Here is a 26033-nt window from a genome sequence, read left to right on the forward strand (position 1 = left end):
CCTGTCGAGCTGCCCCGTCTGTGGGACCACCCGTCACACCAGGCTCGATCGCCTGCCGGGGCGCGTGTGCCCCATCTGTGCGGGCAGCTCGACAGCGGCCGGTGGGGCGGCATCCCGTGGGGTCCGGTTGTGTCCCGTCTGTGCGGGCAGCTCGACAGGATCCGGGGTGGCGGGTGCCCCGTGGGTCCGGTTTCGGGGTGTGACCGGGGGCATCGTGGGGGCGGAATCATGGCCGGGCCGGGGTCGTTACACCCTGCGTACGACCGAGCAGGACCAACGCCGCCGCCCCGACGGGCTGGCGCGCAGGCCCCCGGCCCCCGGCCCCCGGCCCCCGGCCCCCGGCCCCGGAATGATGGTGGGCCGCCGGTCGTTACACATGGTCCCGGCCGATGAAGGGCGACCCCCACGCCCCCGCGCCACTCCCGTGGTCTTCAGACGGCCGGTTCTGATTCTTCCCGGCGCGTGACGTCGGATCCCCTTTGAGTTTGTTGAGCGCCGGACGGTGCTTGCGCCCCGCTGAACCCCCTTCGGCGTGTGGTGCCAACCCCCGAATGGAGCATCTGATGAACACGATCATGCGTAAGAGCGTTCTCGGTATCGCTGGTCTGGCCTTTGCCGGTGGTGTGTTCGCCGGTCCGGCTGCCGCTCACGCCGCCCCGACCGTCGAGTCGGGTAAGCCCGTGGCGGTGGCCGTGGCGGCGGACAAGCCGGCCGTGGACACCACGAAGTTGATCCCGCACGGTGTGCAGGGTGCGCAGTCGCGCATCGACCTGTCGGATGAGCAGGTCGGCAACGTGAAGGCGATCATCGCGGCGACGAAGAAGGCCGGGATGGACGAGCGGGCCGCGGTCGTGTCGATCGCGACGGCGTTGCAGGAGTCGAAGCTGGAGAACCTGGGTCATCTGGGTGACCGCAACGATCACGACTCGCAGGGCCTGTTCCAGCAGCGCCCCTCCAGCGGTTGGGGCACGGTGGAGCAGATCACCGACCCCGAATACTCGACCACGGCGTTCCTGAAGGGTCTGAAGCAGGTCGACGGGTGGCAGGACATGCCCCTGACCGAGGCCGCGCAGACCGTGCAGGTGTCGGCGTACCCCGACCACTACGCCCAGTGGGAACAGCAGGCCGCCGACCTCGTCGCCAAGCACTGGAACAACTGACACAGGTGCATGATGCCGCTGGCCGGTACCCCGCACGGGGTACCGGCCAGCGGCGTCCTCGCATCGGGGCGGACGGCCGCGTCGGGGCCAGGGTCGTGGTCGTCCGGAGCCGGCACGGTGCCGGGCGTACAGTCGGGCTGGTGGAGCGTACCGAGAGAATGCCTGCGCAGACCCGCCCGCCCGGCGTGGCCACGGCCGATCCCGGCAGCGTCCTGCTGCCGGGCCACGACGTGCCGCTGGGCCGCTACACGACGGTGCGGCGGCTGTTGCCGCAGCGCCAGCGGCGGATGGTCGGGGCCTGGTGCTTCGTGGACCACTTCGGCCCGGACGACGTGGCCGAGCGGCCCGGCATGGAGGTGCCGCCACACCCGCACACCGGCCTCCAGACGGTGACATGGCTGCTGGACGGGGAGATCCTGCACCGGGACAGCCTCGGCAACGTGCAGCCCATCCGCCCCGGTCAGCTCAACGTGATGACCTCCGGGCACGGCATCGCGCACTCCGAACGGTCGCCCGATCGGCATCCGCCGCTGATGCACGGCGTGCAGCTCTGGGTGGCGCTGCCGGACCCGGCCCGCGCCGGTGCGGCCGACTTCGCCCACCACGCCGACCTGCCCCGCTGGCGCGACGGCGAGCTGGACGTCACGCTGCTGGTCGGCGAGCTGGAGGGCGAGCGGTCCCCGGCCGTGACGCACACCCCGCTGCTCGGCGCGCAGCTCGAGGTGCGTGGGGCCGCGCCGGCCACGCTGCCGCTGCGGCGCGACTTCGAGTACGCGCTGCTGGCCATGTCCGGCGCCGCCGAGGTCGACGGTGTGTCGCTCGCCCCCGGGGCGCTGCTCTACCTCGGCACCGGCCGGGACGGGCTCACCCTGACCGGCGAGGTGGGCAGCCGCCTCCTGCTGCTCGGCGGGGCACCCTTCGAGGAGCCACTGGTGATGTGGTGGAACTTCGTCGGCCGCTCGCACGAGGAGGTCGCCGCCGCCCGGGAGGACTGGATGGCCGGGCGGCGCTTCGGCGTCGTCGCCGACGACCCGGCCCCGCCGCTGCCCGCCCCGGCGCTGCCCACCACCCGGCTCAAGGCGCGCGACCGCAGCGGCGGCGTCCTCGGCTGACCCCGGCAGGCGTGGCCGGGCCCGACATGGGTAGTCGCCGGCATGCCGACCATCTCCCGCATTGAGGACAAGAAGCGACTGGTGCGCCGGCTCGCCGGCAGCGGGCGGGGCTTCGCGGAGCAGTACGGCTTCCGGGTCACGAACAACCCGTCGAGCCTGTTCCAGGTGCTCTGCCTCGCCGTGCTGCTGGCCCGGCGCGGCGACTTCCGGCGCGCCCTGGACACCGCGCACGCGCTGCCCGAGGCGGGCTGGGACAGCGCCGCCCGGCTGGCCCGCTCGCTGCATGCCGACCGGGTGCGCGTGCTGCGCGACAACGGCCAGCGCGGCGACGTCGACGCGCTCGCCGACACCCTGGGCGACCTGGCCCGGGCCGTCGTCGAGTGCTACCGGGGCGACCTGCGCCGGCTGCGCGCGGTGGCGCATCACGACCCGGCCCGGGAGCGCGGGCTGCTCACCGAGCTGCCCGGCGTGGACGCCGCCGTGGCCGACCTGTTCCTACGCGAGGCGCAGGCGCTGTGGCGGGAGGTGGCGCCGGTGGCCGACCGCAGGGCGCTGGTCGCGGCCCGCCGGCTGGGGCTGGGACGCTCCGCCGACGACCTCGCGGGGCTGGCCGGCAGCGGCGAGTCCGAGCGGCTCGCCTGGCTGGTCGGGGCGCTGGCCCGGGTCGACCTGGAGCAGCGGTACGCGGAGCTGACCCCCTGACGCGCGGTGCGCTGGCCCACAGTTCGCCGATAATCCTCCAAACGGGGGATGGCGCATCGTATGATGATCTCGGCAGTGATGACCGCCCGGTTCGGGCGTACATCAACCGCCTGGTGGTCGCGGCCCGGTTCGGGCCTCGTCGGCCGTCGGTCAGGTTCTGCGTGGCGCCCTGGTTCGCGGTTCGCGGCCGGGGCGCCCGCCTGTCCGGCTGCTACCCGCTCACCTGGCCAGGCCGGCCAGCAGGTTCACCGTCACCGCGATGACGAACGCCCCGAACAGGTACGACAGCATCGAGTGCCGCAGCACCGTCCGGCGCATCTCGTTGCAGGTGAGCGCTGTGTCGGAGACCTGGAAGGTCGCCCCCACGGTGAACGCCAGGTAGGCGAAGTCGGAGTATTGCGGCGGCTCCGGCTGGTTGAAGTCCACCCCACCGTCCGGCCCGGTGTAGTAGATCCGCGCGTACCGGGCGGCGAACACGGTGTGCACCACCAGCCAGGACAGCAGCACGCTGAGCACGCCCAGCCCGCTGTAGACGTTCCAGAGGGTCGTGGCGGGCCCCTGGTGGGCGCGGGTCACCACGACGCCGACCGCCAGCAGGCTGGTCAGGCAGGCGACGAGCAGCAGGGTGTCGCGGGCCGCCCGGTTCGGGTCCTCGTACACCGCCAGCTGGGCCGTCCGGCCCGCGTCCATCGGCCACACCTTGTGCCACACCAGCACCAGCCAGCTCAGCGCGGCAGCGTCCCAGCCGACCAGGGGGGCGAGCTCCAGCGAGGCCGTCAGGGCGGTGAGGCCGCCGGCCAGCAGCCCGACCACGCCCATCACGGTGAGCTGGAGGGCGGCCGGGGTGTGCCCGTACGGCCGCGCACCGTCACCCACCGGTCCCGCCCTCGCAGGCGCCGCCGCCGGTCAGCCGAGGCGTGGGCAAGGCTCAGATGCCGCGCAGGTGCTGCGAGACCCGCTGGTGCCGCTCCCGGGCCTGCGCCGCCCGCTGGGACGGGCCGACCTCTGGCGCGGCGTCGATGTGTGCGGAGCGGGCCACCTCGTTGCCGTTGGCGTAGTCGACCGGTGGCAGGGCCCGCAGGGCCTGCAACACTTCCGGCGGGGCGCCCTCGCGTTCGGCCTCGCGTACCACGTCGTCCTTCCCGGCCGGGTAGTCCAGGCTCGACAGGTACTGCAGCACGTCGGCGTAACTCGCCATGGTGTCGGCTCCTCCGGGCATCGATCCGGTCACGACCGGCGGCGGTTACCCGCCCGGCGGCCCGTCACGCGCCGTCCGGCGGGGAAATCCGCCGCCGTTTCCCGGCCGGGGCACCGGGTACGCGCAGCCGACGCAGGCGCGGAAGGAGCCACGGATGAACTACGACACCTTCGTCGACCAGGTCGCCCGGCGCACCCACATGTCCTCCGAGCAGGCGGTGGCGCTGACCCGGGCCACGCTGGAGACTCTCGCCGATCGGCTGACCGGTGGGGAGGTGCTGGACCTGGCGGCGCAGTTGCCCAAGCCGTTGCAGGTGGTGATGAAGCCGAGGCCGCGCACGGAGTCGGCGGACCGGTTCGGTGCGGCCGAGTTCGTCGCGCGGGTCGCCGTGCGGGCCGGCATCGACGAGTCGGCGGCCAGGGACGCCGCCCGCGCGGTCTTCATCACGCTCCGCGAGGCGATCACCGGCGGCGAGTTCGACGACGTGGCCACCCAGTTGCCGCGCGACTACCGGATTCTGGTGGAACCCGCGATGGCTCCCGGCGCCACCCTGCGCCGCTCCTGACCGGGCCGGCCACCTGCCCGCCGACCGTCCGTCCCGCGACCCGGCACGGCGGTCGGACGTCGGGGTGCGACCCACCCGACCGCCCCGGCACGACCGGCGGCGGTCAGGCGACTGCTCCGGCGGCGCGCAGGGCGGCGACGCGGCCCGGTTCGAAGCCCGCCTCGGCCAGCAGCTCGTCGGTGTGCTCGCCGGGCTGCGGCGGCGGCCGGCGCAGCGCCGTCGGCGTGCCGGAGAAGCGGGGCGCCGGGGCCGGCTGGGTGACCCCGTCCCGCTCCACGAAGGTGCGCCGGGAGGCCAGGTGCGGGTGCTCGGGCGCCTCCCGCCAGTCCAGCACCGGCGCCACGCAGGCGTCCGACTGGCCCAGCAGCGCCGTCCACTCGTCCCGGGACCGGGTGCGGAACAGACGCGCCCACGCCCGGCGCAGCGCCGGCCAGTTCGCCGGGTCGGTGCGGTCCAGTGCCTCGTCCGGGTGCAGCGGGAAGCCGCTGCGCCGGACCAACTCGTCGTAGAACTGCGGCTCCAGCGCGCCGACGGCCAGATGGCGGCCGTCCGCGCACTCGTACGTGTCGTAGAACGGGGCGCCGCCGTCGAGCAGGTTCACCCCACGCTGGTCCTGCCACATGCCGAGCCGGCGCAGCGCGTGGATCTGGGTGCTGAGCACCGCCACGCCGTCCACGATGGCCGCGTCGACCACCTGGCCGCGCGCGCCGCCGCGCACCGCGTACAGGGCCGAGACCAGGCCGAGGGCGAGCATCATCCCGCCGCCGCCGAAGTCGCCGAGCAGGTTCATCGGCGGCACCGGGCGCTCCCCGGGCCGCCCGATCCCGTGCAGCGCCCCGGTCAGTGCCACGTAGCCGATGTCGTGTCCGGCGTACGGGGCGGCCGGGCCGTCCTGCCCCCAGCCGGTCATCCGCCCGTAGACCAGTCGCGGGTTCACCGCCAGGCAGTCCGCCGGGCCGACACCGAGCCGCTCGGTCACCCCCGGCCGGAAACCCTCGATCAGCGCGTCGGCGCCGCCGACCAGGGCCAGCACCACCTCCCGGCCACCGGGGGACTTCAGGTCCACCCCGATCGAGCGGCGCCCCCGGTTGAGCAGGTCCGGGTGCGGGCTGCCGAACGCACCAGGGTCCACGTCGGTGGCCCGGTCCACCCGGACCACGTCCGCGCCGAGGTCGGCCAGCATCATCGCGGCGAACGGGCCGGGCCCGATGCCGGCCAGCTCGACCACCCGTACGCCGGTCAGCGGGCCGGCCGGCACGTCGTCGGTCATCGGCACACGATAGGCGCTGCGCGTTTGCGCCGTAAGGGGCCGGGAACCCGCCGGGCGACAGGCGGGAGGTGGCGTGGTCGACGACCGGATCAGGGTGGCCATGCTGCACGGTCCCGGCCGGCCCGACGCCGACGGCGTCAGCGACTACGTGGCGCACCTGGTCGAGGCGCTGGACGACGTGGACGTCGAGGTGACCCCGGTGCCGGTGCGTCCCGACGGGGACGGGGGCCGCTGGCGGGCCGCCACCGTCCGGGCCGCGCGCCGGGTCCGCGAGTTGGCCCCCGATGTGGTGCACGTGCAGTTCGCGCCGTCGGCGTACCGGTTCTCCGGTCAGCCCGGCCTGCTGCCGTGGCGGTTGCCCCGGCGGGTGCCGCTGGTCACCACCCTGCACGAGTACGGGTGGTGGGCCTGCCCCGGCTGGCTGCCGGGCCGGCTCTGGTCGGCGGCGGAGCGGGCCCGCTGCTGGGACCGGGAGTCGGGCCGGCTGGTGCCGGCCAGCGCGGCGGTCATCGTCACGAACCCCGGCCACGGGGACGTGGTCCGCGCGCGCACCGGTCGCGCCCCGACGCACATCCCGATCGCCCCGAACGTCGCCGACCACGTCGGCGCGGCCACCGCCGGGCGGCGTCTGCGGGCCGAGCTGGGTCTGCCCGAGGGCGCCCCGCTGCTGGCCTTCTTCGGCTTCGTGCACCCTGTGAAGGGGCTGCGGCACCTGGTCGAGGCGCTGCCCGACCTGCGGCGCGACCACCCCGAACTGCGGCTGCTGGTGGTGGGAGGGTTCACCTCGCAGGCGTTGCCGGAGCAGGAGGCGCGGGCGTTCCGCGACGAGCTGACCGGGCTGGCCCGCCGGTGCGGGGTGGCCGAGGCGGTGACGTTCACCGGGCACCTGCCCGCCGAGCGGGTCTCCGCCGCGCTGCACGCCGCCGACGTGGCGGTGCTGCCGTTCACCGCCGGGGTGACCACGAAGAGCGGCGCCCTGCTCGCCGCGCTGGCGCACGGCGTGCCGACGGCGGTGACGGTGCCCGACTCCGCCGACGACGAGCTGCGCCGGGGCGGGGTGGTGGCGGTGATCGGGCGGCGCCGGGACAGCGCCGCCATCGCGCGCACCGTGGGCAGGCTGCTGGCCGATCCGGTGTTGCGCCGCCGGCTCGCCGAGCGGGGGCGGGCCTTCGCCGCCGCGTACTCCTGGCCGAGGGTCGCCGCCGCGCACCGCGACCTCTACGCGCGGACGCTGGGGCGGGCCGGTGCCTGAGGCGTACGCGGACATCCTGGTGGTGGACCTGCTCGGCGGGATCGGCGACCTGCTGATGCTGCTGCCGGCGGTGCACGGCCTGGCCCGCCGCAATCCGGGCGCGCGGCTGCGGGTGCTCACCCACGACCCGGGGGCGGAGTTGGTGCGCGCCGACCCGGCGGTCGCCGAGGTGCGCACTCCCCGCCACGGCCGGCCGGGCGCGGAACGGGAGGCGGTGGTCGAGGCGCTCGCGGCGGCGCGGCCGGACCTGGCGGTCAGCACCACCCGCTACGACGGCATCGCGGAGCTGCTGGAGGCCGTCGCCGCGCGGGCGGTGACGAACCTGTGGCGTGGCCCGCCACCGCACCAGCCGGTGGGCGCGCGCTACCTGGAGATCCTGCACGCCGAGGGGCTGCTGGACGCCGCCGACCGGTCCGCCCGCCCGCGTGTGCACGTCGACGACGACGCGCATCGCGCCGGGGAGCGGGCGGTGGCCCGGTTGGTGGGGGAGCCGCTCGCGCCGCCCGTGGTGCTGGTGACCGACGTCGGGATGGCGGTGAAGCGGTGGCCCGGGCGGCACTGGCGGGCCCTGGCCGGGGAGCTGGCTCGGCGCGGTCACCCGGTGCTCACGGTCGGCCCCGTCGACCCCGACGCGCCGCTCGGGGTGCCGCTGCCCCGGTCCGACCTGCCCACGCTCGCCGGCCAGTTCGCCGCGGTGGGCCGGCGCGGTGGGGTGGTGGTCGGGCCCGACACCGGGCCGGTGCGGCTCGCCTCCGCCGCCGGCGCCACGACGGTCGCGCTGTTCGGCCCCACCGACGCCCGGCGGTACGGGATGGGCGGCACGGACCTTCAGGGGTTGCCGGGGTGCCCGCACCGGCGCCCCACCGCCATCACGGAGCAGCCGTGCTGGTGGGAGGCGCGTTGCCCGCTCGACGCGGCGGGCCCGGCGTGCATGGCCGACCTCGACGTGGCCGCCGTGCTCGCCGCCGTCGCCGCCCGCTGACCGCCGTCGCCCGTCTGTGGGGGCGACCGGCCGGACCACCGTTCCCGCTGGTCAGGCCGTGGTAGCGGCGAATGGGGTCCGTCGAAGGGCGCCCCCGGCGTACATCGAAAGCGGGACGCGGATCTCGGCGGCCGGCACGACGCCCGGCTCCGACTGCGCTGCGACGGTGGAAGCGTGACGACGAACGCCGCGCCGACGACCGCACCCATCGATCCCGGCACCGTGCCCCGCCGCCTGCCGCTGCCGGACGTGCTGCGCGGGGTGGCGATCCTCGGCACCCTCGCCACCAACGTGTGGCTCTTCGCCACCCCCGGCGCGGAGGCCCGGTTCCTCACCGACGCCACGGCGATCTCGGCGGCCTCCGTCGGCGGGGCGGAACCGGTCGCCGCCGTCGTCGAGGGTACGTTCCGCTTTCTCGCCAACGGCAAGTTCCTCGCGCTGCTGACCATCCTGTTCGGCGTCGGCCTGGCCATCCAGCACCGCTCGGCCGTCGCCAGGGGGCGGTCCTGGCCCGGCCGGTACGGGTGGCGTGCCCTGCTGCTGTTCGTCGAGGGCACCCTGCACTTCGTCCTCGTCTTCGCCTTCGACGTCCTGATGGGGTACGCGGTCGTCGCGCTGCTGGTGGCATGGCTGCTCGCCCGTGCCGAGCGGGTCCAGCGGGCGGTGCTGTACGCCGCCGGCGCCCTGCACGTGGCGCTGATGGTGCTGCTCACCCTGGCCCTGGCGACCGCCCCGCCGACCGCGTCGGCCGGCCCCGCCGCCGACGCCCGGGTGTTCACGGCCGGAAGCTGGGCCGACCAGGTGGCGTTCCGCCTGGACAACTGGCTGGCCCTGCGCGCCGAGCCGATCGTCAGCTTCGCCCTGCTGGTCTTCCTGTTCCTGCTCGGCGTCCGGCTGTTGCGGGCGGGCGCGTTCGACCCGGACGCCCGGGGACGGGCCCTGCGGCGCCGGCTGCTCGCCGTGGGCCTCGGTGTCGGGTTGCCGTTCAACGCGGCCACCACCCTCGCCGGGCCGGAGTTCTTCCTGCTCGACCGGTACGTGTGCGCGCCGGTGCTGGCGCTGGGCTACCTCGGTCTGGTCGGGGTGCTGCTGGACCGGGTCCGTCGGCCCGGGCCGGTCACCGCCGGGCTGACGGCGGTGGGGCGGACCGCCCTGTCCTGCTACGTCGCGCAGAACGTGCTGTGCGTGTTGGTCTGCTACGGGTGGGGTCTCGGCCTGGCCCGGGCCTGGCAGGACGCGTCGCCGTGGTGGGTGCTGGGGCTCTGGGCGGCCGTCGGGCTGACCCTGGCCGCCGGGGCCCGCTGGTGCCTGCGCCGATTCGGGCAGGGTCCGCTGGAGGCCCTCCAGAAGGCGGCCCTGCGCCGGCTGCCGGCCGGCTGACCGGCGGTGCGGGCGCCGGGCGCGTGATCCCGCGTGCCCGCTCGACGGGGGCGCGCGTGATCCCGTGTGCCCCGTTTGCCGCGCCCGCCGAGCCTGCCATAACCTTGTCGCCACGAGGGGAGTACTTCCCACGAACCATCCCGGTCAGTACGGCTTGCCCGGAGCACGCCTCGGGTGGTTGCCCACAAACGGTGGGTGAAGGAGACCTCGAACATGACAGGGTGTTCGAGGAGGCTCCATGTCCGATTTGCCGTACCTTGCCGTCACCGAGATCCACTCGATCGGCACTCCCACGCTGTGGGGCGTCACCATCGCCGCCGTGCTCGCCCTGCTGGTGCTGGACTTCCTGGTCACCCGCCGGCCGCACGAGGTGTCGATCCGGGAGGCGCTGGGCTGGTCGGCGTTCTACATCGCCCTGCCGCTGGCCTTCGGCGCGTGGGTCTGGTCCCGCTACGGCTCCGAGCAGGGCGTGGAGTACCTCACCGGTTACCTGGTGGAGAAGTCGCTCTCGGTCGACAACCTGTTCGTCTTCATGCTGCTGCTGGCCGCGTTCGCGGTGCCGGCGGTGCTCGCCCAGCGGGTGCTGCTCTACGGCATCGTCGGGGCGCTGGTGCTGCGCGCGGTCTTCATCGCCCTCGGCGCGGCGGCCCTGCAGACCCTGGACTTCGCCTTCCTGCTCTTCGCGGTCATCCTGATCGTCACCGCCGTGAAGCTGCTGCGTGACGCCCTCTCCGGGCACGAGCAGGAAGTCGACATCAACAAGATGCGCTCGGTGAAGCTGCTGCGCAGGTTCATGCCGGTCACCGAGGACTACCACGGCACGAAGATGACCGTGCGCCTCGCCGGACGGCGGACGCTCACCCCGTTCGCCCTCGTGGTGGTCGCCCTGCTCGTCACCGACGTGGTCTTCGCCGTCGACTCGGTGCCCGCCGTCTACGGCATCACCGAGGACCCGTACCTGGTCTTCGCCACCAACGCGTTCGCCCTGCTGGGGCTGCGCGCGCTCTACTTCGTGCTGCACGCCGCGCTCAGCCGGCTGGTCCACCTCAGCTACGGTCTGGCGATCATCCTGGCGTTCATCGGCGTCAAGCTGGGCCTGCACTGGGCGCACGGCATCTGGGCGGGCGTGCCGGAGATCCCCACCCTCGCCTCGCTGGGCGTCATCGTCGGCGTCCTGGTGGTCGTCACGCTCACCAGCCTGCGGGCCACCCGCGGCGCCGCGCCGGGCAGGAAGGAAGTGGTGGTCGAGCGGCGCTGAGCGTCACCCGCCGTGGTGCCGTTCCGGCCGACCGCGCCTGCCCGACCCGCCCCGGGTGGTACGACTGACGGGTGGGAATCGTGTCACCGGGCTTCCAGGGTCGGCCCCGCTCCGCGGAGCCGGCCCTGCCGCCGGGGCAGTACCTGACGGAGGACTTCCCGGTCCTCTCCGCCGGCCCGACGCCCAAGGTGCCGCTGGAGACCTGGGAGTTTCTCATCTCCACCGAGTCCGGCGTGGAGTTCCGCTGGACCTGGGACGAGCTGATGGCGCTGCCCCAGGAGACCCCGACGGTGGACATCCACTGCGTCACCCGCTGGTCGAAGCGCGACACCGACTGGCAGGGCGTCTCCCTGGACACGCTGCTGGAGGGCATCGACACCGGCGCGCACTACGCGCAGGCCCACTCGTACGGCGGCTACACCACCAACCTGCCGCTGGCCGACCTGCGCGGCGGGCGGGCCTGGGTGGCGCACTCGTACGACGGCGGCCCCCTGCCGGCCGAGCACGGCGGCCCCGCCCGGCTGCTCGTGCCGCACCTGTACTTCTGGAAGTCCGCCAAGTGGGTGCGCGGCATCCGGCTCACCACGGAGGACCAGCCCGGATTCTGGGAGACCGCCGGCTATCACGACTACGGTGACCCGTGGCGTGAGCAGCGGTACCAGGGCGATTGACCGCCCCGCTGCGGTGGCGGGTGGCCCGGCTCGCCGAGCGCCGGGTGGAGACGCCGACCGCGCACACGCTGGTGCTTGAGGTGCCCGGCTGGCCGGGACACCTGCCCGGGCAGCACGTCGACGTGCGGCTGACCGCCCCCGACGGGTACCAGGCGGCGCGGTCGTACTCGCTGGCCGGACCGGCCGACGGGGACCGGATCGCGCTGACCGTGCAGCGACTGCCCGACGGCGAGGTGTCGCCGTACCTCGTCGACGTCTACGCCCAGGGCGACCCGGTGGAGGTGCGCGGCCCGGTCGGCGGCTGGTTCGTCTGGCGGCCGGAGGAGGCCGCGCCAATGCTGCTGGTGGCCGGCGGCTCGGGCGTGGTGCCGCTGATGGCGATGGTGCGGGCGCGCCGCGCCGCCGACAGTCGCGCGCCGTTCCGGCTGCTCTACTCGGTGCGCACCCCCGCCGACGTGTTCTACGCCGACGAGCTGCGCGCCCGCGTCCGCGACGACCGGGGCCTGGACGTGACGTACGTGTACACCCGCCAGGCGCCGGAGGGCTGGCGGGGGGAGCCGCACCGGATCGGCCCGGCCGACGTCAGCAGCCACGGCTGGCCGCCCGAGTTGGAGCCGCTCTGCTACGTCTGCGGCCCGACCGGCTTCGTGGAGACCGTGGCGGACCTGCTCGTCGGGCTCGGCCACGCGATCCGGCGGGTGAAGACCGAGCGGTTCGGCCCGACCGGCTGAGCGTCGAGGAGGAGTGTCCGATGACCGAGCTGTCGTACCTGGACGGCAACATGCTCGACGGCCCGCTGCGGGAGCTGTTCGCCGTCGACCTGAGCGCCGCCAGCGGGCGGTGCGCGCACTGCGGCACGCTCGGCCCGCTGGCCAACCTGCGCGTCTACTCGCACGCGCCCGGCCTGGTGGCCCGCTGCCCGAACTGCGCCGAGGTGATGTTGCGGCTGGTCCGCTCGCCCGACCGGGCCTGGCTGGATCTGCGCGGGGCAACCTTTCTCCAGGTGCCGATGCCGCTGGACCAGCCGCACCCGGGCCCGCTGTGACGGCGGGACCGGACGGGGGCGGGGCGGGCCCGGCAGCCGGGACGGGCGGAGGTGGGGCGGTGGACGAGGCCCTGCGGGCGCGGTCGGCGCGGGAGGTGTTCGAGGACCACCTGCGGCTGGCCGCCGAGCACCGGTTCGCGGAGGATTTGGCGCGCAACGTGTCCCCGTCCTGCGTGGTGCTGGAGCGCCGGGGCGTGTTCCGGGGGCACGCCGGGGTCCGGGAGCTGGCGCGCTGGCTGGAGGAGGAGCTGCCCGGCGGCGGGTACGCGTATACGAACAAGCTGGTCGAGGGCCGGATGGCGTTCCTGGAGTGGACGGCGGACGCCGAGGGCGTGCGGGTCCGCGACGGGGCGGACTCGTTCCTGCTCGAGCAGGGCTGGATCGTCGCCCAGACCATCCACTACACCGTCGAGCGCACCGACGGCGGGTGACTCGCGGCGCGATCAGGCGCAATCCGCTGGACATCGCCGGTGGGGACGGCGACAGTTGTCCGCCGTGAGATACCTGCGTACCGCCGGGCCGGTCGGCATCCGCCGACCCCGGCCCGCCGACGAGGCCGAGTTCGTCGCGGCGGCCCGGCGCAGCCGGGACCTGCACCACCCCTGGCTCTCCGCCCCCGACGACCCGACGAGGTACGCCGCGTACCTGGCCAAGATCCGGCGGCGGGACCACGCCGGCTACCTGATCTGCGACCGGGCCTCGGGCGCCATCGCCGGGTACGTGAACATCAGCGGGATCCTCATGGGCGCGCTGCGCGGCGGGTACCTGGGCTACGCCGCCTTCCTGCCGTACAGCGGCACCGGGCACGCCTCGGCCGGCATCGGCCTGGTGGTCGCGCACGCCTTCGACACGCTCGGCCTGCACCGGCTGGAGGCGAACATCCAGCCGGGCAACGAGCCGTCCCGCCGGGTGGCCCGCCGGCTCGGCTTCCGGCTGGAGGGCTACTCACCCGAGTACCTGTTCATCGACGGGGCGTGGCGCGACCACGAGCGGTGGGCGATCACCGCCCCGGCCCCGGCCGGGCCGTAGGCGGTCAGCGCCCGGGCCGGCGCGCCTCGGGGCGCTGACCGCCGAGGCGCTCGATCCGTCCCTGCTTGTGCTCGACGCGCCGCCGCTGCCGGGGCGTGAGGTGTTTCCGGCCGCTCTGCCGCAGGTAGATCGGCTGCCGCTGGTCGTTGGACATCGGCATGCTCATGGCGCAGTCCTCCCATCGCCGTCGTGGACCACCACCGTGCACCCGGGCCGGGTGAGACGAACCCACCCGGCCCGGGTGACCCGACGTCCGCGTGCCCATGTCGTCGGTCTGGCGGGCGTTCGGGCGCTGCTGGTCGGTGGAGGCGGCCCGGACGGGCGTACGCCCGGCTGGGCGAGTGCTGAGATTGCCCGATCTGCCATGTTTGTCGGGGCGTGTCGTGGGAACGGGGCCGCAATGACGAAACCTCGTGTGGTGATCGTGGGGGCCGGGTTCGCCGGATACCACGCGGCGAAGACGTTGAGCCGGTTGGCCAGGGACCGGGCCGAGATCGTGGTGCTGAACTCCACCGACTACTTCCTCTACCTCCCGCTGCTGCCCGAGGTGGCCGCCGGCGTGGTGGGGCCGACCCGGATCTCCGTGCCGCTGACCGGGACCCTCGACGGGGTGCGGGTGGTCATCGGCGAGGCCGACCACGTCGACCTGCAGAACCGCTGGGTCGGCTTCACCCAGCCGGAGGGGGACCGAAACCGTCTCGCGTACGACCGGCTGGTCCTCGCCGTCGGCAGCGTCAACAAGCTGCTGCCGATCCCCGGCGTCACCGAGTACGCGCACGGCTTCCGTGGCCTGCCCGAGGCGCTCTTCCTGCACGACCACGTGGTCCGGCAGATCGAGTTGGCCGAGCAGGCCGAGGACCCCGCCGAGCAGAAGGCCCGCGCCACCTTCGTGGTCGTCGGCGCCGGCTACACCGGCACGGAGGTGGCCGCGCACGGCCAGCTCTTCACCGACGAGCTGGTCTCCCAGCGCCCCCGACTCAAGATCCGCCCGAGGTGGATGTTGCTGGACGTCGCGCCCCGGGTCCTGCCCGAGCTGGACAAGCGGATGTCCGACACCGCCGACCGGGTGCTGCGCCGGCGCGGCGTCGACGTGCGGATGGGCACCTCCGTGGCCGAGGCCACCGCCGACGGGGTGAAGCTCACCGACGGCGAGTACGTCCCCACCTGCACCCTCGTCTGGTGCGTCGGCGTGCGCCCCGACCCGTTCGTCGCCGAGCTGGGGCTGCGCACCGAGAAGGGCCGCCTGGTCGTCGACGAGTACCTCGGCGTCCCCGGCTTCCCCGAGGTGTACGCCTGTGGCGACGCCGCCGCGGTGCCGGACCCGACCCGACCCGGGCAGATCTGCGCGATGACCGCTCAGCACGCCCAGCGGCAGGGCAAGCTGGCCGCGCACAACATCGCCGCCTCCTACGGGCAGGGGCGGCGCAAGGCGTACAAGCACTACGACCTGGGCTGGGTCGTCGACCTGGGCGGCAAGGACGCGGCGGCGAACCCGTTGAAGGTGTCGCTGTCGGGGCTGCCCGCCAAGGTGGTCACCCGGGGCTACCACCTGCTGGCGATGCCGGGCAACCGGGCCCGGGTGGGCGCCGACTGGATGCTGGACGCGGCACTGCCCCGGCCGGCGGTGCAGCTCGGCCTGGTTCCGGCCAACGCGGTACCCCTGGAAAGCTCCTCGCCCGAGGTGACCGTCCGGGCCCGCTGACCAGCGCCGCACCCCGCCGGATCCGCCGTTGCCCGGGGCCGCCGGGCGACTCGACCGCGTCCCGGGCGCGGGGCGGGCGGGCCCTCGGCGGTCAGGCCGGGCGGGCTGGTGGCTCGTCGGTGGTGGCGAGGGCGGCGTCGGTGGCGGGCCGGGCGCCGGCGACGAACGCGTCCAGGGTCGCCGCGTGCAGCACCCCGCCGGGCACCGGATCCCGGGCCGCGCGGGCCGCCAGCCGGGCCACCGGCAGCCGTCCGGCGCGCGGCGCGGCGGCGAGGACCAGGTTGCCGTACCGTCGGCCGCGCAGCATGCGCCGGTCGGCGACGAGGCAGACGTCGGCGAAGACGGCCCGCAGGGTGGCCGCCTGCACCCGGGTGAAGACCAGCGGCGGCAGGTCCGTCACGTTGACCAGGTAGAGACCGTCCGGGCGCAGGGCCCGGGCCGCCCCGGCGGCGAACTCGACGGTCGTCACGTGCCCGGGCATCCGGGCGGCCCGGTAGATGTCGGCGAGCACCAGGTCGTACCCGCCGCGCGGGGCACCGGTCAGCGCGTCCCGGGCGTCGGCCACCCGCACGCGCACGTCGGCGGGCAGGGCCGGCAGTTCCCGCGCCACCAGGTCGACCACGGCCGCGTCCCGCTCGACGACCAGTTGCGCCGAGCCGGGCCGGGTGGCGGCCAGGTAGCGGGGCAGGGTCAGCGCGCCGCCGCCGAGGTGCAGCGCGTCCAGCGGCCGGCCGGGCGGCGCTGCCAGGTCCGCCACGGCGGCCATTCGCCGTACGTACTCGAAGTGGAGGTGGCGGGGGTCGGCGACGTCCACGTAGGACTGTTCCACGCCCGCGGCGAGCAGTGTGCGCCCGGTCGGTCGGGCCGGGTCCACGACCAGCTCCAGCCGGTGCGCGTCGACGTCCATGCCGGCACGCTAGCCGAGCCTCGGGGGCGGGCCGGCGGGGCGGTCGCCCGCCGGCCCGCGCCGGGTCAGCCGGTGGCCATCCCGGCGCCCGCCTCGTCGATCGCGTCGTCCACGGCGTGGGCGAGGTCCACGTCCATCGCGGTCACCACGGTCACCGCGCCGGCCCGCCGGGACCGTACGGTCACCACGGCGGTGGTCGCGTCGGGGCGGCCGATCCGCGGCCCACGCCCGGTCTCCTGCCGCAGCTGGTCGATCAGGTCCAGCACCCGGTCGAGGTTGTCGGCCGGCAGCTGGATCGTGCGCGACAGCGCGTTGCCGTCGCCGGACCAGTACGGCAGCCCGGCGAGCGCCTCCCGCAGGTCCGCGTCGCTCAGCGGGGGCGTGGCGGTGACTGCGCCGACCACCCCGCCACCGACCGGTGGCGGTTGCAGCAGCTCGCGCAGGCCGTCGGGCACGTGCAGCGACTCGACCAGGTCGCCGTCGTGGTCGGCGAGCGCCGCCACTGTCGCCTCGGCCTGGTAGCGGGCCTGCTCCGGGGTGCGCCCACTGATCCGGCCCACCTCGGCCAGGAAGCCCGGCAGGTCCTGGTGCCGCCTGATGCCGTCCACGGGGACCACGTCGTGCAACTTCGTCGGCACCGCCGCGAGCAGCCGCCGGCGTTCCGCCTCGTCCAGGGCCCAGGCCAGCACCAGCACCGTCGACTCGACCCCCACCTTGGCGGTCCGGAAGTCGGCCCCGGTGCGGCGGACGACGTCGTCGACCAGCGCGCGGTACCCCATCGGGGTCACGCCTGGCGCGGCGAGGCCCGGATCCGGGGTGGGCCGGGGCGACTCGGGGACGCCGGCCGGCGGCGGCGCCGGCCCGCCGCGGGTGGTGTCGGGCTTGTGTCGTCTGCCGGCCGGCGGCGGCCCGGCGCGCTTGCCCCGGTCCAGGTGGGTGAGCTGCTTGGAGGCGCTCAGGCTGGCCCCCGTCTCGCTGGCCTGCAGGCCGCGCTCACGGGCCCGGCGGGCCAGCGTGCGGCGGCGCTGGTTGTCGCCCTCCATCTGCTTGCGCATGGTGACACCTCGCTTCCGCTGGTGTGCCTCGCTTCCGCCGGTCGCCTTCCCACCGTCGCCGCCACCGAAACGGACGTCGGCGGCCGGGCCGGCGACCCCCGGCAGGGGCGGGAGCTTCATCCGGCGGGGGTGAGGGGCGATCACCCGGCGGGGCCCGACGATCGCAGCGGACCGGAGCACTTCCGATCGGACGCGGAAGGACAGGTCGTGATGAAGAGGATCGTCGAGATCGTCCCCGCCCGACCCGGCTGGTACGCCCGCTGGCGTCTCTCGCCCGAGGACACCCGCTGCTACCCGGTGAGCCTGTGGGCGCTGCTAGAGGAGGCCGACGGCTCGGGCCGTGAGGTCGTCGGAGTGGACTGCATCGGGCAGTGGCCCGGAGCGGACGACAACGAGGCGGGTGGGGAGTTCGTCCGCTATCTCTTCCAGACTCCCGATTCCGGACCACCCGAGGACGCCGAGCCGCCAGGGGCCCGGCAGCGGCGGTCGACCGGACCCCGGCTCCAGCCGGTCACCGCGACCTGAGCCTCACTCCGGCCCCCCGACCCCTGGTCCCAGGGTCGGGGGGCCAGCCCCGCGCCGTGCGGATGACCGATGCCGGACGCGACGTGGAGGACCCTTCACCCGGTGAGAGGGGCCGGGCCGCACCCGGGGCGACCTCAGCCCACCTGGCGGGTGTCGCCGTCGGCGGGGCGGTCCATGGCCAGCAGCTCGGCCAGCCCGGTGCGGTCCAGCAGTTGCCGGAGCTGGGGACTGACGCCGCTGAGCCGGATCGCGCCGGTGCCGCCGCGCGGCGATCGCCGAGGGGCTGGACGGCGGGGAACCGCACACCCTCGACTGGCTGGTCGAGCAGGCGGTGTCGGCCGGCTGGCTGCCCGGCCTGACCGCCGCCGAGGCCTGCGCCCGGGTGGTGCCGCTGCCCGGCCGGGACGCCCCGGCCGGCGTGCTGCTGGTCGCGCGGCGCGCCACCCGGTGGTACGACGAGGCCGACACCGAGCTGGCCCGGGCCTTCGCGGCGCGGGCCGGCGCCGCCCTGACCACGGCGTTGCTCTACCGCGACCAGGCCGAGGTGGCCGACACCCTCCAGGCGAGCCTGGTGCCGGTGGAGCCGGCCGAGGCCGCCGGGGTGCAGTGGGGCACCGCCTACCGGCCGGCCCAGGCCGGGCTGCGCATCGGCGGTGACTTCTACGGCTCGCACCGGCTGGCCGACGGCGGTTCGGTCTTCTTCCTCGGCGACGTCTCGGGCAAGGGCGTCGAGGCGGCCGTCTTCACCGGCCAGCTGCGCCAGTGCCTGCAGGCGCTGCACCGGGTGGAGTCGCAGCCCGGGCGGCTGCTGAAGCTGCTCAACGACGCGGTGCTGGAGACCACCCAGGCACAGGGCCAGGGGCGTTTCGCCACGATGGTGCTGGGGGTGGTCCGGCCGCATCGCGAGGGCGGCCTCACCCTGACCATGGCCGGCGGCGGCCACCTGCCGCCGCTCGTGCTGCGCGGCTCGGGCGAGGTGGAGCCCGTGCCGCTGTCCGGCATGCTGGTCGGCGTGGTCTCCGACCCCCGGATCGGGGAGGTGACCGTGCGGCTGGAGCCCGGCGAGACCTGCCTGCTCTACAGCGACGGGGTGACCGAGGCGCGCGGTGGCCGGCGCGGCGACGAGCAGTTCGGCATCGAGCGGCTGGTCCACGCGCTCACCGGCTGCCACCGGATGCCCGCGCCCGCGCTGGCGGAGCGCGTCGAGCAGGTGACCTGCGACTGGCTGGCCCACGGCGACCACGACGACATCGCCGTGCTCGCGCTGCGCGCGACGGGCCCGGGCGAGCGTACGCCCCGGCACCTGCACGCGGTGCCCGTCCCGACCGGCAGCGCCGACACCGGGCAGACCCGACCGTGACCACGCTGACCGCCCGGGCCGACCCGGCGGGCGCCTGGCCCGCATACCTGCACCGCCTCGAGGAGGCGGACGAGTACGCCGCGATCGAGGTGGCCACCGGGCTGCTCGAGGCCGGCGTCGCGGCCGAGCGCGTCCTGCTGGACCTGGTCGCCCCGGCGCAGGCCGAGGTGGGGGAGCGGTGGGCGCGCAACGAGTGGAGCGTCGCCCAGGAGCACGCCGCGACGCACATCAGCGAGCGGGTGGTGGCGGCGGTCGCCGGGTACGCCAACCCGCGCCCGACCCGGGGCCGGATCGTGGTGGCGTGCATGGACGGTGAGTGGCACGCCCTGCCGCCCCGGCTGGTCGCGGAGGTGCTGCGGCTGCGGGGCTGGCACGTCACCTTCCTCGGCGCGAGCGTCCCCGCCGCGCACCTGGTGTCGTACCTGCACCGGCACGACGCGGACGCGGTCGCGCTGGCCTGCGCGCTGCCGATGCGGCTGCCGCACGCGCACCGCATGATCGAGGCGTGCCGGCGCTCGGACGTGCCGGTGGTGGTCGGGGGTCGCGGCTTCGGCGCGGACGGGCGCTGGGCCCGCCGGCTCGGCGTGGCCTGGGCGCCCGACGCCCCGGCCGCCGCCGACCTGGTCGCCGACGAGCGGGCCCTGCGCCGCACCCCGCCGGCGGAGCTGTCCCACCTGGCCGACGACGAGTACGCCAGCCTGGTGCGGCGGCGCGGCGAACTGATCGACGGGGCGCTGGCCGACCTGCGGGAACGTGTCCCGGCCACGCGCGACTACACGCCCGCGCAGGTGGACTCGACGGTCAGCGACCTCGGGTACGTCGTGGACTTCCTGGCCGCCGCGCTCTACGTCGACGACGGCTCGCTGTTCGCCGAGTTCGTCGACTGGCTGGTGGACATCCTCACCAGTCGCGGCGTGCCGGCCCCCGCGCTGGCGTCGGCTCTGGAACACTACGGGCGGGTCCTGCACGACTTCCCCCGCGCCGCACGGTTCCTCGAGGCGGCCCGCTCGTCCGTGGCCGTGCGGGGCGGCGCAGGGTCGCGCTGAGCGCGCTGCGTCCCCGGCCGGCGCCCCTGCTTATACTTGCCGCACTGCAAACATCCGCCTGCGGTGGAGCGAGGGGGACCACGGTGACGTTCACCGTCACGTACGCCGATCGCCAGGGCGGCGGGGCCTGCCTGCGCCTGGCCGGCGAACTCGACCTGAGCACCGCACCCGAGCTGAACGCCGCGATCGACCGGCTGGTCGACGGCGGTGAGCGGCACCTGCTGGTCGACCTGACCGAGTTGGTCTTCTGCGACTCGACCGGGATCGCCGCCTTCGTCCGGGGCGACAATCGCGTCGCCGCCGACGGCGGCTGGCTGCGGGTGACCGGCGCCAGCGGCCGGGTCGACCGGGTGCTCCAGGTGACCGGGCTGGCCGACGTGCTGAGATACGAACCCGACCCGGCCGACCCGACCGCGCAGGCCGCCGGTTGATGGGCTACATTTCCCCGCCAGCATCGAGGACCGCACGGTCTTCCGTACCACTGACACGAAGCAGGTAGCGATGCGCGCAGACAGGCCCGGTCCCGTTCGCATCCTGGTGGTGGACGACGACCCGGGCGACGTGCTGATGATCGAGGAGGCCCTCGCGGACTCCGACGTCGACAAGGTCATCGACGTCGTCGGCGACGGCCAGGAGGCGATGGAGTTCCTGCGCCAGGAGGGGCGGCACACCGAGGCCCGGCGCCCCGACGTCATCCTGCTCGACCTGAACATGCCGCGGATGGACGGGCGGCAGGTGCTCGGCGCGGTCAAGGGCGACGAGGACCTGCGCACGATCCCGATCGTGGTGCTGACCACCTCCAACGCCGACACGGACATCGTGGGCAGCTACACGCTCCAGGCCAACGCCTACGTGACCAAGCCGATCGACCTGGACGACTTCAACGACGTGGTGCGCCGCATCGACGAGTTCTTCGGCCGGGTGGTCGTGCTGCCCAAGCGCACCTGACGCCGCACCGCCCGCCCGGGCGCGCCCGCCGCATTGTCCACGCCGGGCCGCCCACCGACACCCCGCGAGGCGCTCGACCCGCGTCGGCGCTCGCATGCTGAACATTTTTCCCGAACCCCCTCGGCGGTCGCCGCCAGCGCCGAGGATCCAGGTGGGGAAGAATTACCAGCTGCCTGGGGGGCGACAGTATGAGGTTCTCCGTCGTTGAGACCGGTTACGACCAGCGGCAGGTCGATTCCTGCCTCGACCAGCTCGGCATCCGGTTGACCCGGCTCGCGGCCCGGGCCGAGGGCGCCGCCGGGGCCGGTCGGGAGTGGGACGAGATCCGTGACGAGGCGTCGGCGCTGTGCGGCCTGCTCCAGCGGCTGGACCTCGGCGACCGGGGGATGGGCCGGTACGGGGTCGGGGGCGCCGAGCGGGAGGCGGCCGACATCCTGGCCCAGGCGCGCTTCGAGCTCGACGCGGCCCGCGAGGAGGCCCGGCAGGTCCGCGAGCGGGTCTACGCCGAGGCGGTGCAGGCCCGCCGGGACTTCGAGGCGGCGCTGTACGCCCGGCGGCGCCGCGAGGCCCGGGCGGACCAGATCCTCGGGGGGTTCGCGGGCGAGCCGGTACCGGCCGACACCCCGACCGCCGCGGCGGGGCTGACCGGCGGCGGCGTGCCGGCGACGCGGATCGCCGCGCGTGGTGGCGCCGACGCGTCCAGCGAGCCGCCGGGCGGACGCGCCGGGATCCGCTGACCCCGCGCGCCGCGTCAGGTCAGCGCGGCGACGATCGTGGTGGCCCGCCCCTCGTGCTGGGCGTACGCGTCGGGAAAGGCGGACACCTGCACGGCCTGGGCCGCGCCGGCCACGCTCATCTCCTGCCAGCCCGGGATCTCGCGCAGCGCCTCGTAGAACGCCCGGGCGGCGTACGTGGGGCGCATCAGCTCCCGCACCGTGCCCCAGCCGCTGCTCGGGCGCTGCTGGAACAGGCCGACCGAGTCGTGGTCGGAGCCGCTGCCCTGGTGCGGGTACTGCTGGGACTCCGGGAGAACGTCGCTGGCCAGGTTGTAGAGGTTGCTCTCCTGCATGGCGGTGGCCACGGCGACCACCAGGGCGCGCCGGGGCATCTTCAGGTCCTCGCCCACGTCGACGATGATCTTGGCGTTGTCCATCTGGGCCTGGGTGAGCCCGGCGACGGGGCGGGGGCGGGCCGGCTTGGCCGGTTTGGCCGGGGCCTTGCGGGTGGCCGAGGGGGTCGGCTTGGGCGTCGGGCTGGCGCTGACCACGGGGGCGGGGGAGGCTGCCCGGTCCAGGGCGCGGGAGGCGCGCTCGTCGGTGGCGGCCCGCTCGGCCACCGCCTCGGCCACGGGCTCGCGGGGGGTGTCGGTGTCGCCGCGGGTGCCGGCGAACGCGGCGGCGCCGAGGCAGCAGGTCACGCCGGTGGCGAGGGCCACCCGGACGGGGGTCGAGGAGAGCAGGGCCCGGCCGCCGCGGCGCTGCCGCTCCGGGGCGCGATGACGGCCGATCGTCCGTTCGGTTGAGGCGGGATCGGCCGCAGCGGTGGTCGGTCGATCCTGGGTCAGCTTCTGGCCGAGGGGGTCGTCGGGACTCACCCGCCGAGGCTAGAAAGGCGAGCGCCGGTTGCCATCGGCCTGGTTGGTGGCATGCGCCACAATTTGCGGTGATCCGCCTCCCCATTACGCCCGGCCCGTCACCAAGCTCGTGTTGCTCGCCTGTCGGGTCTTTCGCTTATGTCCGGTAAAGGCGCAGGAAAGGGGCGAAGAGTCGATCTTGGGGCACAGGTCCCGGCGTCGGCTCGCCCTCCGTAGAAGGACCGATGCGGCAGTCACCCGTTCGGGCCGCCGTCGGTCGACTGCGAGGGCGACCCGCACGTCGGCCGGGACGGGCCAGCGGCGGCCTCGGTCGCCGCCCGCCCGACACGGGCCGCCGGGGCCCATGACGCGCCGGTGACCCCGCGGTCTGGTTCGCCCGGGCGACGGTGAGGTCAGTGCCGGCCGTTCTCCGCGGGCGTGACGGTGAGCCGGTGCCGGCTGGCGTCGCCGCTGGAGAACGGCCACAGCCGGTCGGCGTGCTCGACGAGTTCGGCCAGTTGCTGGCGGGTGAGCCCGGCCGACGAGATGGAGGCGTGCACGTCGGCCCGATACCGGCCGTCGTCGTCGCGCCCGAGCTTCGCCTCCGCCCGCACCTGCACGGTGTGCGCCTCGTCGGTGATCTCACCGGCTGCCTCCACCGCCGCATGGTGCAGGCAGGACGCGAAGGCGGCGGCGAGCAGCTGCTCCGGGGTCAGGCCCGAGCAGTGCGGCGCCAGCGGGGACGCGAGGGCCGTGGAGAGCCCCCCGTCGTCGGTGCGTACGTGGCCGCCCTCGGCGGTCGCGGTGGCCGTCTCGTTCAGCCAGGAGCTCGATTCCGGCATCGCGTTCCTCCCGTTCACTCACCCGCCCGGCTACCCGGCCCCCGAGCCGTGAAACCGCAGGTGGTGGCCGGGACTACGGGCGTGACGGCGGCGGCCGGCGCCGGCGGACGGACGGTCCGGCCCGGCCCGGTGCGACGCGGGCGCGCCGGACGGCCCCCTGCCCGCCCAAGGGGTGGCGGCCCCGGACGGCCCGGCCGGCGCGGCAGGCGGCCGCACCCGGACGGCTCAGCCGGCGTAAGTGGACCGGTCGGGGACGGCCGCCGCCTCGGTCACCTCGGCCGCCGCGCGTTCCGTCCACGGGGACACCTGGCCGCCGCGCTGCCGGGGCGTCACCGGCTGCCGCATCGGCACGTACACCCGGGCGTCCACCGCCTCGGCCAGCACCAGCGCGGCCACCAGGCTGGTCGGCCGGTCGGCCGGGTCGTCGGCCAGGCAGCGTGCGCACAGGTCGGCCACCTCCGGGGGCAGCCCGTCGATCTCGGGCAGCGGCTGCGGGGGTTGCCGCCGCCGCACGCCGAACAGCTGCGTCGTCGTGCCCGCCTGGTACGGCAGCCGCCCGGTGAGGCAGTAGTAGAGCAGCACGCCGAGGGCGTACATGTCGGCGGCCGGGGTGGCGGGCGCCCGCTCCAACTGCTCGGGCGCCAGGTACGCCGGCGTGCCCACCACGATCCCCTCCGGCGACCGGTCCGGGGTGCCCGAGGGGGTGGCGATGCCGAAGTCGAGCACCTTGACGCCGGCCGGGGTCAGGATGACGTTGGCCGGCTTGACGTCGCGGTGCACGATGCCGTGCGCGTGGGCCGCGGCGAGGGCGGCGCTGATCTCGGCGCAGACCCGGACGGCGATGCGCCAGTCCAGCGGCCCGGCCCGCAGGTGCGCCGCGAGCGTCTCGCCCTCGGCCAGCTCCATGACGATGTAGGGCACCTGGCCGCCGGGCGGCGTCGCGCAGGTGCCGAAGTCGTGCACGCTGGCCACGTTCGGGTGCACCAGCCGGGCCGCGGAGCGCGCCTCGGCGCGGATCCGCTCCAGCGAGGTGTCCGGTTCCTCCTGCCCGGGGGACATCACCTTCACCGCCACCGGCCGGTCGAGCACCGCGTCGTGGGCCCGCCAGACCTCGGACATGCCGCCGATGCCGATGCGCTGTTCGAGCCGGTACCGCCCGCCCAGCGTCCTCATCGACCGCTCCTCGTCTGCCGCCACCGCCCGTCCCCGGGCGTCCGCCGTGTCGCCTTCGCTGCCGTTACCCGGCCTCCGATCAGGGCAAACCGGAGCCGGTTCCGGGCGGGGGCAACCCGCGCTGCGGTAGCTTGCGAGCCGAGGCCGCTGTCGGCCCGGACCGGAGGTGCGCGGATGGGCGAGGTGACCGTACGCTTCGTCGGCGGGCCGGCCCACGACCTCGTCCGGGCGCTTCCCGCCGGGCCCGACGGGTCCCCGCCGGCGCGCTGGGTCCTGCGCCATCCCGACGGGGCGGAGGCGGCCGGCGGCGGCGGGCCGGACCACCTCTACGAGCGCGAGCACGCCGCCGGCGGCGGCACGTGGACGATGCGCTTCGTGCACACCTATCCCGTGGGCATGACGGAATGACCCGCCCCGCCCGCGGGGCGGCCGACCGGCGGTGACCGCCGCGCACAGCGGGCACACAGGTGGTGCACAAGGCGGGCACAGCCGGCCGGTCCACGATGGGGACCATGATGACCGAGGGGCAGGCCGGAGCGGGCCGCGTGGAGCTGCGTCGCCCGGACGGCGAGCCCGTCCGGGTGCTGGTGGTCGACGACGAGCCGACCCTGGCCGACCTGCTGTCGATGGCGCTGCGCTACGAGGGCTGGCAGGTGCGTACGGCGGGGGACGGGATGTCGGCGCTGAGCGCGGGGCGGCAGTTCCGGCCGGACGCCGTGGTGCTCGACGTGATGCTGCCGGACCTGGACGGTTTCCAGGTGCTGCGCCGGCTGCGCGAGCACGCCCCGACGGTGCCGGTGCTGTTCCTGACCGCCCGGGACGCGGTGGAGGAGCGGATCGCCGGCCTGACCGTCGGCGGCGACGACTACGTGACCAAGCCGTTCAGCCTGGAGGAGGCGATCGCCCGGCTGCGGGCGCTGCTGCGCCGGTCGGGCTTCGCCGTCGCCGCCCGTACGGACGCGGTGCTCACGGTCGGCGACCTCAGCCTGGACGAGGACAGCCACGAGGTGCGCCGCGACGGCGAGTCGATCACGCTCACCGCCACCGAGTTCGAACTGCTGCGCTACCTCATGCGCAACCCGCGCCGCGTGCTGAGCAAGGCGCAGATCCTCGACCGGGTCTGGAACTACGACTTCGGCGGTCAGGCCAACGTGGTCGAGCTCTACATCTCGTACCTGCGGAAGAAGATCGACGCCGGCCGGAAGCCGATGATCCACACGCTGCGCGGCGCGGGTTATGTCCTCCGCCCGGCGGACTGAGGGGCCCGCCGTACGGCTC

The 26033-nt window shown here is 75.1% G+C and carries 31 protein-coding genes; 22 read left to right on the top strand and 9 right to left on the bottom strand.

The genetic code is table 11. From position 1 onward, the window contains the following. The first annotated feature begins 563 nt into the window (after positions 1-563). The 3 genes from ABT006_RS31865 (at position 564) to ABT006_RS31875 (ending at position 2974) form a co-directional block, all read left to right on the top strand. Entirely contained in the window at positions 564-1160 is a 597-nt protein-coding gene (locus ABT006_RS31865) for a hypothetical protein (protein ID WP_350712186.1), read from the top strand. Between the two features lie 140 nt (positions 1161-1300). Next, positions 1301-2272 (top strand): pirin family protein, encoded by a 972-nt coding sequence (locus ABT006_RS31870; protein ID WP_350712187.1) that lies wholly within the window; start codon positions 1301-1303, stop codon positions 2270-2272. 42 nt (positions 2273-2314) lie between these two features. Continuing rightward, positions 2315-2974 carry a hypothetical protein gene (locus ABT006_RS31875; protein WP_350712188.1) on the top strand — a complete coding sequence of 220 codons (660 nt, stop codon included), beginning with the start codon at positions 2315-2317 and terminating at the stop codon, positions 2972-2974. Between the two features lie 219 nt (positions 2975-3193). Here ABT006_RS31875 and ABT006_RS31880 read toward each other — a convergent pair whose 3' ends face one another. After that, entirely contained in the window at positions 3194-3850 is a 657-nt protein-coding gene (locus tag ABT006_RS31880) for a DUF1345 domain-containing protein (protein ID WP_350712189.1), read from the bottom strand. Between the two features lie 52 nt (positions 3851-3902). Further along, positions 3903-4172 carry a DUF2795 domain-containing protein gene (locus ABT006_RS31885; protein ID WP_350712190.1) on the bottom strand — a complete coding sequence of 90 codons (270 nt, stop codon included), beginning with the start codon at positions 4170-4172 and terminating at the stop codon, positions 3903-3905. A gap of 154 nt (positions 4173-4326) precedes the next feature. On the opposite strand from ABT006_RS31885, the gene ABT006_RS31890 reads away from it, so the two are divergent. After that, the gene (locus tag ABT006_RS31890) at positions 4327-4737 is read left to right on the top strand and encodes a DUF2267 domain-containing protein (RefSeq protein ID WP_350712191.1); all 411 of its coding nucleotides are present in this window, start codon (positions 4327-4329) and stop codon (positions 4735-4737) included. Positions 4738-4840: 103 nt separating this feature from the next. On the opposite strand, the gene ABT006_RS31895 is transcribed toward ABT006_RS31890, so the two are convergent. After that, complete coding sequence (locus tag ABT006_RS31895; RefSeq protein ID WP_350712192.1) at positions 4841-6007, bottom strand: CaiB/BaiF CoA transferase family protein; 1167 nt, start codon at positions 6005-6007, stop codon at positions 4841-4843. Positions 6008-6080: 73 nt separating this feature from the next. Here ABT006_RS31895 and ABT006_RS31900 point away from each other — a divergent pair, with 73 nt between their 5' ends. The 9 genes from ABT006_RS31900 (at position 6081) to ABT006_RS31940 (ending at position 13624) form a co-directional block, all read left to right on the top strand. Continuing rightward, on the top strand, positions 6081-7259 hold the full coding sequence (locus tag ABT006_RS31900) for a glycosyltransferase (protein ID WP_350712193.1): 1179 nt from the start codon (positions 6081-6083) through the stop codon (positions 7257-7259). Beyond that, positions 7252-8241: a glycosyltransferase family 9 protein gene (locus tag ABT006_RS31905; protein ID WP_350712194.1), complete on the top strand. Its 990-nt coding sequence runs from the start codon at positions 7252-7254 to the stop codon at positions 8239-8241. The genes ABT006_RS31900 and ABT006_RS31905 overlap by 8 nt, the downstream gene beginning before the upstream one ends. Positions 8242-8415: 174 nt before the next feature. Continuing rightward, positions 8416-9621 (top strand): DUF418 domain-containing protein, encoded by a 1206-nt coding sequence (locus ABT006_RS31910; RefSeq protein WP_350712195.1) that lies wholly within the window; start codon positions 8416-8418, stop codon positions 9619-9621. A 238-nt stretch (positions 9622-9859) separates the two neighbouring features. Next, positions 9860-10879, top strand: a complete 1020-nt coding sequence (locus ABT006_RS31915; RefSeq protein WP_350712196.1) for a TerC/Alx family metal homeostasis membrane protein — start codon at positions 9860-9862, stop codon at positions 10877-10879. An 80-nt stretch (positions 10880-10959) separates the two neighbouring features. Continuing rightward, positions 10960-11550 (top strand): sulfite oxidase-like oxidoreductase, encoded by a 591-nt coding sequence (locus tag ABT006_RS31920; RefSeq protein WP_350712238.1) that lies wholly within the window; start codon positions 10960-10962, stop codon positions 11548-11550. Next, on the top strand, positions 11547-12281 hold the full coding sequence (locus ABT006_RS31925) for a ferredoxin reductase (protein WP_350712197.1): 735 nt from the start codon (positions 11547-11549) through the stop codon (positions 12279-12281). Before ABT006_RS31920 ends, ABT006_RS31925 begins: the two co-directional genes overlap by 4 nt. Positions 12282-12301: 20 nt before the next feature. Further along, positions 12302-12595 (top strand): DUF6510 family protein, encoded by a 294-nt coding sequence (locus ABT006_RS31930; RefSeq protein WP_350712198.1) that lies wholly within the window; start codon positions 12302-12304, stop codon positions 12593-12595. 59 nt (positions 12596-12654) lie between these two features. Next, positions 12655-13026, top strand: coding sequence for a hypothetical protein (locus ABT006_RS31935; RefSeq protein WP_350712199.1), 372 nt, complete (start codon positions 12655-12657; stop codon positions 13024-13026). 64 nt (positions 13027-13090) lie between these two features. Then, complete coding sequence (locus ABT006_RS31940) at positions 13091-13624, top strand: GNAT family N-acetyltransferase (RefSeq protein WP_350712200.1); 534 nt, start codon at positions 13091-13093, stop codon at positions 13622-13624. A 4-nt stretch (positions 13625-13628) separates the two neighbouring features. Here ABT006_RS31940 and ABT006_RS31945 read toward each other — a convergent pair whose 3' ends face one another. Further along, a complete protein-coding gene (locus ABT006_RS31945; RefSeq protein WP_350712201.1) occupies positions 13629-13790 on the bottom strand; it encodes a hypothetical protein in 162 nt (53 codons plus the stop codon). A 234-nt stretch (positions 13791-14024) separates the two neighbouring features. On the opposite strand from ABT006_RS31945, the gene ABT006_RS31950 reads away from it, so the two are divergent. Continuing rightward, positions 14025-15326, top strand: coding sequence for an NAD(P)/FAD-dependent oxidoreductase (locus ABT006_RS31950; protein WP_350712202.1), 1302 nt, complete (start codon positions 14025-14027; stop codon positions 15324-15326). A 91-nt stretch (positions 15327-15417) separates the two neighbouring features. Here the strand turns inward: ABT006_RS31950 and ABT006_RS31955 are convergent, their stop codons facing one another. Both ABT006_RS31955 and ABT006_RS31960 read right to left on the bottom strand, forming a co-directional pair. Beyond that, entirely contained in the window at positions 15418-16233 is an 816-nt protein-coding gene (locus ABT006_RS31955; protein WP_350712203.1) for a spermidine synthase, read from the bottom strand. 65 nt (positions 16234-16298) lie between these two features. Beyond that, on the bottom strand, positions 16299-17288 hold the full coding sequence (locus ABT006_RS31960) for a DUF2267 domain-containing protein (protein WP_350712204.1): 990 nt from the start codon (positions 17286-17288) through the stop codon (positions 16299-16301). A gap of 210 nt (positions 17289-17498) precedes the next feature. Between ABT006_RS31960 and ABT006_RS31965 the strand changes: the two genes are divergently transcribed. From ABT006_RS31965 to ABT006_RS31990, 6 genes are all read left to right on the top strand, one after another. Next, the gene (locus tag ABT006_RS31965; protein ID WP_350712205.1) at positions 17499-17813 is read left to right on the top strand and encodes a hypothetical protein; all 315 of its coding nucleotides are present in this window, start codon (positions 17499-17501) and stop codon (positions 17811-17813) included. Positions 17814-18144: 331 nt separating this feature from the next. After that, positions 18145-19173 (top strand): PP2C family protein-serine/threonine phosphatase, encoded by a 1029-nt coding sequence (locus tag ABT006_RS31970; protein ID WP_350712206.1) that lies wholly within the window; start codon positions 18145-18147, stop codon positions 19171-19173. Continuing rightward, the gene (locus ABT006_RS31975; protein WP_350712207.1) at positions 19170-20219 is read left to right on the top strand and encodes a cobalamin B12-binding domain-containing protein; all 1050 of its coding nucleotides are present in this window, start codon (positions 19170-19172) and stop codon (positions 20217-20219) included. Before ABT006_RS31970 ends, ABT006_RS31975 begins: the two co-directional genes overlap by 4 nt. Before the next feature lie 83 nt (positions 20220-20302). Continuing rightward, complete coding sequence (locus tag ABT006_RS31980; protein WP_350712208.1) at positions 20303-20650, top strand: STAS domain-containing protein; 348 nt, start codon at positions 20303-20305, stop codon at positions 20648-20650. 70 nt (positions 20651-20720) lie between these two features. After that, positions 20721-21167 carry a response regulator gene (locus ABT006_RS31985; RefSeq protein WP_350712209.1) on the top strand — a complete coding sequence of 149 codons (447 nt, stop codon included), beginning with the start codon at positions 20721-20723 and terminating at the stop codon, positions 21165-21167. Positions 21168-21355: 188 nt separating this feature from the next. Beyond that, a complete protein-coding gene (locus ABT006_RS31990) occupies positions 21356-21904 on the top strand; it encodes an ATPase (RefSeq protein ID WP_350712210.1) in 549 nt (182 codons plus the stop codon). Between the two features lie 14 nt (positions 21905-21918). Here the strand turns inward: ABT006_RS31990 and ABT006_RS31995 are convergent, their stop codons facing one another. The 3 genes from ABT006_RS31995 to ABT006_RS32005 form a co-directional block, all read right to left on the bottom strand. Further along, complete coding sequence (locus tag ABT006_RS31995; protein ID WP_350712211.1) at positions 21919-22761, bottom strand: hypothetical protein; 843 nt, start codon at positions 22759-22761, stop codon at positions 21919-21921. A gap of 392 nt (positions 22762-23153) precedes the next feature. Further along, positions 23154-23582, bottom strand: a complete 429-nt coding sequence (locus tag ABT006_RS32000) for an OsmC family protein (protein WP_091106530.1) — start codon at positions 23580-23582, stop codon at positions 23154-23156. Between the two features lie 225 nt (positions 23583-23807). Further along, positions 23808-24755, bottom strand: a complete 948-nt coding sequence (locus ABT006_RS32005) for a serine/threonine-protein kinase (protein ID WP_350712212.1) — start codon at positions 24753-24755, stop codon at positions 23808-23810. Between the two features lie 174 nt (positions 24756-24929). Between ABT006_RS32005 and ABT006_RS32010 the strand changes: the two genes are divergently transcribed. Together ABT006_RS32010 and ABT006_RS32015 are read left to right on the top strand one after the other, a co-directional pair. Then, positions 24930-25163, top strand: a complete 234-nt coding sequence (locus ABT006_RS32010; RefSeq protein WP_350712213.1) for a DUF8847 domain-containing protein — start codon at positions 24930-24932, stop codon at positions 25161-25163. A 95-nt stretch (positions 25164-25258) separates the two neighbouring features. Beyond that, positions 25259-26014 (top strand): response regulator transcription factor, encoded by a 756-nt coding sequence (locus ABT006_RS32015; protein WP_502891045.1) that lies wholly within the window; start codon positions 25259-25261, stop codon positions 26012-26014. Positions 26015-26033: the final 19 nt, after the last annotated feature.

The organism is Micromonospora sp. NPDC002717 (assembly GCF_040295705.1).
Taxonomy (GTDB): Bacteria; Actinomycetota; Actinomycetes; order Mycobacteriales; family Micromonosporaceae; genus Micromonospora.

Excerpts from the sequence above, each read along its gene's own strand:
- ABT006_RS31865 (WP_350712186.1), top strand. The coding sequence starts at position 564 with ATGAACACGATCATGCGTAAGAGCGTTCTCGGTATCGCTGGTCTGGCC.
- ABT006_RS31875 (WP_350712188.1), top strand. The coding sequence starts at position 2,315 with ATGCCGACCATCTCCCGCATTGAGGACAAGAAGCGACTGGTGCGCCGG.
- ABT006_RS31885 (WP_350712190.1), bottom strand. The coding sequence starts at position 4,172 with ATGGCGAGTTACGCCGACGTGCTGCAGTACCTGTCGAGCCTGGACTAC.
- ABT006_RS31890 (WP_350712191.1), top strand. The coding sequence starts at position 4,327 with ATGAACTACGACACCTTCGTCGACCAGGTCGCCCGGCGCACCCACATG.
- ABT006_RS31895 (WP_350712192.1), bottom strand. The coding sequence starts at position 6,007 with ATGACCGACGACGTGCCGGCCGGCCCGCTGACCGGCGTACGGGTGGTC.
- ABT006_RS31915 (WP_350712196.1), top strand. The coding sequence starts at position 9,860 with ATGTCCGATTTGCCGTACCTTGCCGTCACCGAGATCCACTCGATCGGC.
- ABT006_RS31930 (WP_350712198.1), top strand. The coding sequence starts at position 12,302 with ATGACCGAGCTGTCGTACCTGGACGGCAACATGCTCGACGGCCCGCTG.
- ABT006_RS31945 (WP_350712201.1), bottom strand. The coding sequence starts at position 13,790 with ATGAGCATGCCGATGTCCAACGACCAGCGGCAGCCGATCTACCTGCGG.
- ABT006_RS31950 (WP_350712202.1), top strand. The coding sequence starts at position 14,025 with ATGACGAAACCTCGTGTGGTGATCGTGGGGGCCGGGTTCGCCGGATAC.
- ABT006_RS31955 (WP_350712203.1), bottom strand. The coding sequence starts at position 16,233 with ATGGACGTCGACGCGCACCGGCTGGAGCTGGTCGTGGACCCGGCCCGA.
- ABT006_RS31960 (WP_350712204.1), bottom strand. The coding sequence starts at position 17,288 with ATGCGCAAGCAGATGGAGGGCGACAACCAGCGCCGCCGCACGCTGGCC.
- ABT006_RS31965 (WP_350712205.1), top strand. The coding sequence starts at position 17,499 with ATGAAGAGGATCGTCGAGATCGTCCCCGCCCGACCCGGCTGGTACGCC.
- ABT006_RS31985 (WP_350712209.1), top strand. The coding sequence starts at position 20,721 with ATGCGCGCAGACAGGCCCGGTCCCGTTCGCATCCTGGTGGTGGACGAC.
- ABT006_RS31990 (WP_350712210.1), top strand. The coding sequence starts at position 21,356 with ATGAGGTTCTCCGTCGTTGAGACCGGTTACGACCAGCGGCAGGTCGAT.
- ABT006_RS32000 (WP_091106530.1), bottom strand. The coding sequence starts at position 23,582 with ATGCCGGAATCGAGCTCCTGGCTGAACGAGACGGCCACCGCGACCGCC.
- ABT006_RS32005 (WP_350712212.1), bottom strand. The coding sequence starts at position 24,755 with ATGAGGACGCTGGGCGGGCGGTACCGGCTCGAACAGCGCATCGGCATC.
- ABT006_RS32010 (WP_350712213.1), top strand. The coding sequence starts at position 24,930 with ATGGGCGAGGTGACCGTACGCTTCGTCGGCGGGCCGGCCCACGACCTC.
- ABT006_RS32015 (WP_502891045.1), top strand. The coding sequence starts at position 25,259 with ATGGGGACCATGATGACCGAGGGGCAGGCCGGAGCGGGCCGCGTGGAG.